The sequence below is a fragment of the Holdemanella sp. DFI.5.55 genome (genome assembly GCF_020593575.1).
In the GTDB taxonomy this organism is placed as follows: Bacteria; Bacillota_I; Bacilli_A; order Erysipelotrichales; family Erysipelotrichaceae; genus Holdemanella; species Holdemanella hominis.
On sequence record NZ_JAJDMK010000077.1, the window covers coordinates 1 to 10,074 of the forward strand.

At 32.2% G+C, this 10,074-nt stretch carries 6 protein-coding genes and 1 pseudogene; all 7 read right to left on the minus strand.

Translation table 11 applies throughout. From position 1 onward, the window contains the following. Positions 1-130 (minus strand): hypothetical protein (locus LJE08_RS11585; RefSeq protein ID WP_227403309.1); only part of this gene is annotated, 130 nt, incomplete at its 3' end. 203 nt (positions 131-333) lie between these two features. Continuing rightward, positions 334-846: a hypothetical protein gene (locus LJE08_RS11590; protein ID WP_227403303.1), complete on the minus strand. Its 513-nt coding sequence runs from the start codon at positions 844-846 to the stop codon at positions 334-336. After that, positions 815-2,749, minus strand: a complete 1,935-nt coding sequence (locus LJE08_RS11595; protein WP_227403304.1) for a hypothetical protein — start codon at positions 2,747-2,749, stop codon at positions 815-817. The genes LJE08_RS11590 and LJE08_RS11595 overlap by 32 nt, the downstream gene beginning before the upstream one ends. Before the next feature lie 223 nt (positions 2,750-2,972). Further along, positions 2,973-4,757 (minus strand): annotated as a pseudogene (locus LJE08_RS15345) (CAP domain-containing protein); the annotation flags it as partial. A 1,527-nt stretch (positions 4,758-6,284) separates the two neighbouring features. After that, complete coding sequence (locus tag LJE08_RS11605; RefSeq protein ID WP_227403306.1) at positions 6,285-7,370, minus strand: zinc-dependent peptidase; 1,086 nt, start codon at positions 7,368-7,370, stop codon at positions 6,285-6,287. Positions 7,371-7,523: 153 nt separating this feature from the next. Continuing rightward, positions 7,524-9,044: an RNA polymerase sigma factor gene (locus LJE08_RS11610; RefSeq protein WP_227403307.1), complete on the minus strand. Its 1,521-nt coding sequence runs from the start codon at positions 9,042-9,044 to the stop codon at positions 7,524-7,526. A gap of 91 nt (positions 9,045-9,135) precedes the next feature. Further along, the coding region (locus LJE08_RS11615; RefSeq protein ID WP_227403308.1) for a hypothetical protein at positions 9,136-10,074 on the minus strand (939 nt) is incomplete at its 5' end.

Below are 10,074 nucleotides of genomic sequence, written 5' to 3' on the forward strand. Positions count from 1 at the left end.
TCAAGATTTTCGCATGTTTTTCTTTTCCATAATACCAGCCTAAATATTGTCCAATCTTGATAGACATATCCAAAGTTAATCCTTCATTTGCCTTACCACGAACTCCATCTGTTCCAAAATATTTACCCATTTCTAAAAACCTCCATTTATTACATGTACTCAATTACCATAATCAAGTTAGGAATATAAAATTAAGCCTTATAAAACTAACCAGATATATTCCTAGTAAGCTAACTATGCAATTATATATTCTACTTACCGTAAAAGTATATCACACCATAAAACATCATACAAAAAAAGAAAGCAGACTCTATTGTCCACTTTCAATTCAAACTATTTATTTCTTCTACGCAATACTTCGACTGCACCTAAACCAACAATAGAAACACCTAATAATCCAGTAAACAATGTACTTGAAGTCTTTGTACTTGTATTCACCTTCTTATTTTTCTTAACATCTTTCTTAACTGTGTTATCCTTCTTTGTATCTGTTTTAGTTGTAGTAGTTCCAGTATTTGGTTTTACTTCAGGTTTAGTTTCAGAAGTTGTTGGTGTAGCAACATCTTCATATACTAACATGTATGAAGAGAACTTATCCGTAGTAAATGTACCTTCAGTACTTACTTCAAGCTTATCAATCTTTCCGTCATGCAAACGCAATACGTAGAACTTACGCCCTTCTTTTTTCAAACTTTCAGGAATCGCAACTCTAAATGTCAATCCTTTAGTTGTTTGAGTAATCAAACCTTCATTTTTGTCATCAACATATAATTGAATCTCAATATCGAACGCATTCACTACATTGTATTTATTGTCATCTACATAGGCCAATAATACTTTTTTCATCTGATTTATTTACACCATTCTGTATAATAGGTTTAAAATCCACTTTCTTACCATCATTAAGAGCAGTCTCAACCTTTTTCTTTTGATCCTTAGTTAAGCTATCCGTTAAGATTGTTGTAACATCTTTATTTTGGATTGAAGCAATATTCTTAGACTCTTCTGATTCTACAACGGATGATTTTCTAACTAATACATATTCCAAATTCAAAGATGAGACATAAAATTCTCCAAAAGTGAAGTCTCTTGGATAGAACCCATTATTAAAGCAATATCCTTCAGGAATATATTTTTGAATTTCATTTTGATCTATAGAACCATTTTTATTTAAATCAAACTCTTGTGCAGATTTTTTAAATGGAGTAGTTGGCTTTACTGAAACTAATTTTCCATTTTGTTCTTCAAAAAATTTAACAGAAACTGGAATTTGATATTCACCCTTTTTCAAATATACTCTTACAACTAAATTTCCATTTTCCTCAACCACTTTATAAGAATCTTTTACAGGTATGTATCCCTTAGGAATCTCTCCTAATTCAGAAGCATTCACTTTATTCCTATCTTCTCCATACAAAAATAATGTATGAGTATTTGGAGTGATTTTTTCATTTGTCTCAGAATCTAAAAATTCGACTGAATAAATTTTTGCTGAAGCCACTCCATACTCCTGATTCAATTTGTATGCAGCAAATCTGAATACTTCCGTATCCGGTGTTGCACCAATCTGCCACATATATCCTTTAGGAAGATATTTTTTAGTCATATATTCTAAAATTCCATCCATGGAACTATCAAATTCAAAAGTATGATATTCTACAGTTGCACCTTCTAATGTGGTATTTGGATTATATTCTTCATCAAACTTTGTCAACACTAAGGTGAATGTTTTTGATTTAGAACTATTTTCATTTTTTGCTAAATACATTTTGAACATATTCGTGCCAATTGAAAATATTCCTTTAGTCCCATATTGATCGTAATCAATATGATAGCCATCCGGCAAATAATTTATAACTAAATATTGTTCAATATTTCCATATGCTATTTGATCAGCTTTAGAAATAGTTATTTTTGATTCAGTCTCTTTACCATCTTTATTAATAATCAAAGTAAAATTCTCATTATCTTTTTTTGGAGTTTCAAAATAAACATTCCAATGATTACCCTTTTGCGTAGTTTTTACAAAATCATATCCAGGCATCACATTTCGCGCTAAACATTCTTCAATCTGTTTATTTGTATACACTGCTGGCATGTTATAATCCGAAACCTCACCATTAGCTAAACCATCAACAAATACTTGATAAGTTATTTGTTGATATTTGCAAATTTCTACTTCATATGTTCTAGTCGTTGGATCTTTTTCCCAACATACACCTGAAGAATAACCTTCTGGTATAAAATGCTTTTGTATATAACTATAAACATCATCACTTCCATCATCTACAGTAAAAGTTTTTTGTTCCGTTCTGTTTTCATACTTATAAACAATATCTAAATTATAAACCTGTGATACTTCCGGCTTCTGCTCTTCCATTTTTACCAAAACCATTTGCCATTCATTATCGGAAACTTTATATAAGCTACTAGCAGCCCCCTTACCATCAATTACGTATCCTTCTGGAACACAATTTGCCACAATATAACTGGTAACATAATCATCTGTAGCATTTACATCAACGTCCAAACTAGTTGATGATGTTTTGCCGTCCTTAGTAATTTGTAATGTAATAGATTTCATTACAAGCTCATTACCAGGAACATTCTCTGTCGGTTGATCTGTAACCTCCGTTGCCTCTAGTTCTGTTGTTGGAACTTCACCATCTGCCAACACTGGTGTAACCATACCAGCTACAGTTACTGCACTCAACCCTAATGATAGTAACTGTTTAGTTAGTTTATTCATCTTCAAAACCCTCCTAATATATTTTGATTTTATAACCATAAAACCATTCCATCAACTATAATTAAAGCGTTTTCATGAAAAGCCAACCATAAATCATCATATGAACACAAACTCATTTATCAATTAATAACAATTTTTCAAACGTGAAATTCAATTACCATTCAAAGAAAGCAGATCAGCTCTATATCCAATCCGATTTCCAAGATACATAACCTTTACAAAATCAATCCTCTTTACGAGCACGTTTACCAGTCAACGCTACACCTGCAAAGCCTAATACACCACCTAATGCATATAATCCGAATGCTGTTTGTACTCCTGTATTTACATTTTCCTTATCTTCTGTTTCTTCAACATTCTTCATTTTTTCTAAGTAATCACTCAAATTATTGTTTGCCTTTTCTAAATCTAGTTGAGCCAAAACATACTTCTGACTTGCAACATCCAATGCTTTTACATTCTCTGTATTTAATGTATCCGCCTCTTCAAAAACCTTTATAGCTTCTTCATAACTTCTATAAGCCTCTTTCATCACATCCATCTTTTCACATAAAGACTTCACTAAATCACTATGCAATGCATAAGATTCTACTGAATGTCCAGCCACAAAAGAATCAAATTCAGACTTAACTTCTTCAATCTCTAATTTTAATGATTCTAATTCTGCAACTCTATTATTCATCTTCTTCACAACTAAATCATTCGACACCATATTATTACTCATTTCAGGAATCATTCTTTTCAATTCCTGAATTCTAGTATTTAACGCAACAATTGAATCACTAGTACTATTCAATCTATTTTTAACAGATAAAGAAGCTTCATAATTATTGTTTATAGTATCCATCTCAGCTTTTTTACTTTCAACAACCCCATCTGCTACATCTAAATCCCTAGAAATACCCTTTAAACTCTCACTTACATAACCCACTTCATTCTCTTTTGACAATACACTCGATTCCTTCTTACTCAAAAGTATTTTTGCAACATCCAATGCACTTTCCTTTTCTTTTAATACATTCTTAGAAATCTCTAAATTAGTATACGCTGTCTCTAACCCTTTATTTACTTCCTCTAAAATCCCATTTCTCTTGTTCAATTCCACCTGAGCATTCTTAACTAAAGCTTCTTTATTATTTACATCAACACCAGCTTCAGCCCTCTCTTGTTTAACACTCTCGACCTCTTGTTGAGCATGAACCAAGTCTAACGACTCCTTATTGGATTTCAAAGCCTTTAAACGATTCAACTCATTTACAACATTCAATGATGCATCATCCATACACAAGTCATCCAAATTCTTTTGTTTATCACGAACAACTTTAGACAATCGATCTACCTCATTTTGAGCCATTCCTACTTTGTTTTCTGCATCTTGCTTATTCACTTCCATAGAACTCTGCTTATTCTGTTTCTCAGTCAATAAAGCATTCTGCGCATACAATTCATTCTTTAACCCATTCAAAACCACATTCGCATCTTCATATGCACCATCCGCATTCATTAATGAATCATAATATTCATTAAACTGTGATTCAAACTCATCTATTGTAAGTAAACTAGCAGAATCCAAACGATAGAACACCTGATTTGAATTTCTACTATATCCATTTGAAGTTTTTCCCTCAATCCACGCTGTACCAGTTACATTATATTTTGAATTTAACATGTTCGTATAATGTCCCACCTGAACCCAACGAATATCTGGAAAATTCAAAGCCTCTACAATTTCATTTGCCTTATCTAAATCAATATAATTTCCTTGAGAATCTCTAATATCATTTATATCCCAACCCTTCTGTTGAAGATAATCATACACAGCCTTCTCCTCTGTATACCAACCAACATAAGGATCTTCATATTCAACGGCAGCATTTTCACTCACACGATACAATTTCGTATGACCATATTCTGTCTTAGCCATTTGATTTACCTGCACCTGAGAAACCGCAAACATTTCAGCATTCACCTTTAAAGGATCCAACCCTTTAAAATTATCATCCGAAGTACGTAACGCATTTCCCGTTCTAACCATAGAAATTGCCTTTTTAAAGTTTTCTAAACTCGTCGCATCATTTTCATCACCAATCTTGGTATACTTACTATTCTGTTCCAATACCTTTAATGCATTTGTATACCCATACGTTTCAAAGAAACCCTTAGAACCTAACGCAATCTTTTGCCTCACCTGCTCCTTATCCATACGCAATTGATTCACAATCTTTTGTTGTGTATCCACATCCAATTGAGCCTTATCTACATTGAATTGTTGTTCTTCAACATCCCTTTTCGCATCATCCAAAGCCACTTGAACATTTTTTAAAACCTCTTCCATGCCTTGCTTAGCCTCTACAGCCTTCGCCAATTGATCCTTAGCCACATTTAAATCCTTTTCAAGACTCACTATGGATTCATTTAAATTCAACAATTCATTTTCCTTTGCCCCAATCTGAACCTCTAAATCACGAATCTCATTTTCTACCGCAGCAACATTTGCCTCAGCACTTAATACAGCATCCTCTTTACTTTGTTGAACACTCAACGCAACCTGCAAATTATTTTGAGCAACACCCAAAGCATTCTCTGCTTCTACAACCTGCATTTCATATTCTTCCTTTAATTTTGGATCACTAGCCCCATTATAAATTTCTAGCTTTTCATTATAATCCGCATTCGCAACATCATATTCATTTTGAGCATTCAAAGCATCATTCTTGGCCTTCATGAACTCAACCTTTGCATTTTCTAGAGCAGACTGTAACCCCAATACTTTAACCTCGACCTCTTCTTTTGCATTTGAAAGCACAGTCACTTTATTTGTTGCCTCTTGATAAGCTACTGTTGCACTCTCTAATTGAGTCTTTAACTCATTTATACGTTGTTCAATCTCTTCTTGTGAAGTATTTGCCAATAAAGATTCATATTCCTTCTGTTTTAAAACTAAATCATTTTGTGCCTGCAACAACTCCTTATTCGCACCCTCAAGCTTTGATTCTAAATCCTTCTTTTTCGTGTTCGCCTCTTTTAAAGCCGCTTGATTCACTTCTAATTCTTGAATCTGTTTTTCTAAAGCCGAAACAATCGCTTCTTGAGCATCATCCTTTGCACTTAAATAATTTTTTTCAGCCAATTCTCTATTTGATACAGCCAAAGCATAATCATTCTTATTATAAATTTCATACGTTTCTTGAGCCATCTCAAACTCTTTTTTTGCCTCATTTACCATATCCAAAGTATTCTTGATCTGTTCTTCTAATAATTCCTTCTGTGTTTTTTTAACCACAACTTCTTCCTTATCTGATAAATCCTTCATAGTCTCTTCTTTCGCAAATACACTCATTTGACCAGCCTGTGTCAAAACCATACTAGCAGCTGCTAAACTTGTTAATGTTTGTTTCCTATTTTTCATTTCTATACCTTCTTTCTTTCTAAATCAATCTCAACTCGACAACTATATTTTTCTAACTCATATTTCTGCCTCCTCACTCTATAAGACGAAACAACTCCGTAATTGGTTATATACAATTCAATTTTTTTAATATAAATGATAAAGACTATCCATAAAGTTATATAAATCCATACAAACAGATTTCAAATTTTCAGGATCATTCACATACATAGCACCTGCTTCGGCAAAAAACTCCGCTGGATCCGTAGCTCCATATGTCCCAACACAATCTGTATAATTTTGATATAAACTCTGTAATTGTGCGCCATTTGAAATACCATAATCTCCATATCCAGATCCGCGCGCAAAATCAAATATATGACTTAACTCATGACTCACTGCACTTTTTTGACCATAATCCTCATCTACATCAATCTGTAATGTTATTGAAAAATCATCCGATGAAGCATATGCATATGCAGTTCCTTGTCCACCAGCTGTTACATCCACTCCATCAGCTATTGCGATATTCATAAAATTCTTTGGCTCACAAATATTGATCATGCGACAATTACTCAATATAACATCCGGCTGTGTTCGAACAAACAAATCCATATACTTCTTTACATCACCAATTTTTAAAGAATTACCAGGAATCACATGAATTGTTGGTAAACCATCCAAAGTGATATATTCATCCTCGACAATCTGGTTATAAGCCTCTTCTTGAAGTCTTAACATTTCATTATATTCATTCTGAGCAGTCTTATAAGCTGAATACGTAGGATATAATTCAAAAACCAAAGCCATTGAAATCAAACTAATCAAGCCTAACTTTAAACGATGATTTGTCTTTGGCTTATTTTCATTCACATAATTTCTACACTCCAATATTTGTTTATAAGAAAACTCATTAAAATGCTTCTCATACGCAATACGCTTACCCTCTTCATCCAAACCATCAATACGAATTAACTCTACCTGACTTAAAGTACTACGAATATATTCAAATCTATATTGATCAGGATCTACTTCCTTGCTATAAAGAAGAACTACAATAAGTAACATACTCAATACTGCAACCGTTAAACATAGTTTCAAATCAAAATGATTAATAAGCGACTGATCCATGATGGTAATTTCTTTATTCACCAATAAATCCTTATACCAATACATCAATCCAAATACAACTGAAAACACTAAACCTGAAAACATAACTTTACTTCTGTTCATATAAAATTTCTCCTTCTGTTTTGTCTTACACTATTAAGACGAAGAAGAAGTAAGTATGGTTATATCTATGATCAATAAATTTTATTTTTTTCTTCTAATACAAATAAAATGAGTGTTTTTCGTTAGCATAAAAAAATAGATACATTTCTGTATCTATTCAACAAAGTCTATAAAATCCATTTTTAAATAACTACCATAGTATTTTTTCCCATCATCAATTGGCTCGTTTACTTCAAGATGAGTTAGATACCCATCTCGAATCTCGATAGTGCTACTTGAGTCTGATTTCTGTTGTGTAATTATTTCATTTGAATTGTCTGTTTTCCATAATGCAAGATTATACTTTATTCTTTTTACATCTCCATCTTTTTCAAAGTTAGCTTCATTAATATTTTCCTTATCTAAAATGCGAACTTTATCTAGAGCTTCAATTCGAAAATTTTCATCATTATGTTCTAGTCTTCCCGCAGCTCTCAAGCAAGCAGCATTATAAGTATCAGGTTTAAACATAGCCTTCTCTCGATAATATGATTTGGCGGAAAGTATATAACAATCTTCTATATCGCTACTATTAAAAGATGGAGTTAAATATTCTCCAAATTGACTTTCATCAATTGAATTGAAGTCAACTGGTGTAGTTGTTGTATACTTTTGGCATTGATCATCTTTATAATGGAAAACATAATAATAACCAGCTTCCTCAGGAACCGTAGATGTAGCAATCGAGTAGTATTCGTCCTTATTATCCGTATTTTTGATGTAAACATCATATTCAAAATAATTATCAGGATAACTAATCACACCTTTTATATGAAACGATTCAAGAGTATCCAACTTTTCTGTAGCCTTTACAATTGTATTATAGTTGCTACCACTTAACGCACCCAATATAAAGAACATTAGAGTCGTTGAAAGAACAACAATCAAAGCTTTAGAAATCGCTGTTTTTCGAAGCCACCAACCAAGGATACCAGACATATTGTCGTATATTCCTACTTGTTGAGGCATACATCTTATTGCTTCAACAATTGTATCCACAGGCACATGACATGAAATCATTTTTGACATTTGATCATTTAAAAACCAACTTAAAAATGACATAGATCTAACATTTGTATCGCTTAAAGTATTCATTATTTTCTTTCTGGCATAAGCCAAATTATCTTTTACAGCATTCTCACTTACACCAAAAATATCAGCAATTTCAAAAATACTCATATTTTCAAAATAATACATCATTAACATCAAACGTTGTTTTTCCGTTAAGAGATTTAAAACGCTTTGTGTAGTATCTTGAATCTTTTGAACATTCATAAATGATTCAAACTTAAACGGCATTTTATCATTTCGAACATTGGCATCAAATTCAATTCGATCTTCTTCATCTACATAGAAACTAGAATTTAAAGATGAATTCTTTTCATATTCAATTTGATTCAATAACTGTTCTGAAACCTTTCGACCAAACCAATGTTCAAACATTCCATCATCCATCAATTGATCTAAATTCTGAAAAGCCAATATATAAGATTGTAAAACTATATCCTTAGCCAATGCTTCATCATTAACAACCTTATACGCAAAATAAATTGCCTTACGCTGTGTTTTTTGAACAATCTCGCTAATGGCTTGAGCATCCTTTTTTCTTGCTCTATTAATTAAGTCCTTTTCCATATTTCTCCTCTAACACCTTGTAACCCTACTTCTTTTATTTATGAAAATAAAGATGCAATCATCTGATTACATCTTAAATCAAAACTAGTCCCTATTTCTTTTGCATATTAGCTATAGTTATTTCATTTTTATACTCAAAATCTATATGACTATGATCTGTATATTTTTTTAAATATCCATCCTTATCGATTGTAACAGTAAGATTGAAAGTAATATCTTTGTGTTCTTGAATATTGCCTTCATCATCAATTGATAAATCATATGTTTGATAAGAGAATGTTTTTTCTCCATTTTTTTCTGTTACTTTTGCATTGTTTAAACATTCTTGAGCTATCTCTCGATATTTCTTTTTCAAATTTGTTTGTATATTATCTTTGCCATATAAACTTTTATAATAAGTATTATATAAGCTAAAGTAGTTTTCATTATAAGTATCATATTTAACTATAGTTTCAAATTTTAATCTCCATAAACCTACAGAAGGAGCATCACTAGTTGGCTTTCCATCCTCACCAATCACCGGTTCCTTATAGTCTGAAATTAAATTTGGATCCAATTCATCAAAACTATTCGCATCTGAATAACATGATGCCATTTTTTTACCATCAAATTTTTCAAACAAGTTTTGTTCGACACCTGCTTCAGGATTTGCATAATAAATTACACTATAAACATCTGGTGAATCTGTATTCTCTACATACAAACGATCATTTAATTCATAATTACCTACATATTCGTCATTTTCAATAGTAGGACCCATAGTATATTCGTAAATTTCATAAGAATGTAAATCATCAAGTTTTTCAATAGCTCTCTCTACCTGTTTATAGTTACTATTATAGTCAACTGCTGCATATCCAACTGCACCAGTTACTGCTACTGTTCCAGCACATACTCCTGCTTTTACACTCGCTGTTTTACTAGCCCACCATTTTGCAAGTCCTGATTTGGATGCTCCTGTCTTTGTGACAACTACTCCAGCCGTTGAGGCTGCTGCACTTGTTCCAACCGTTTTGATAATGATATCCTT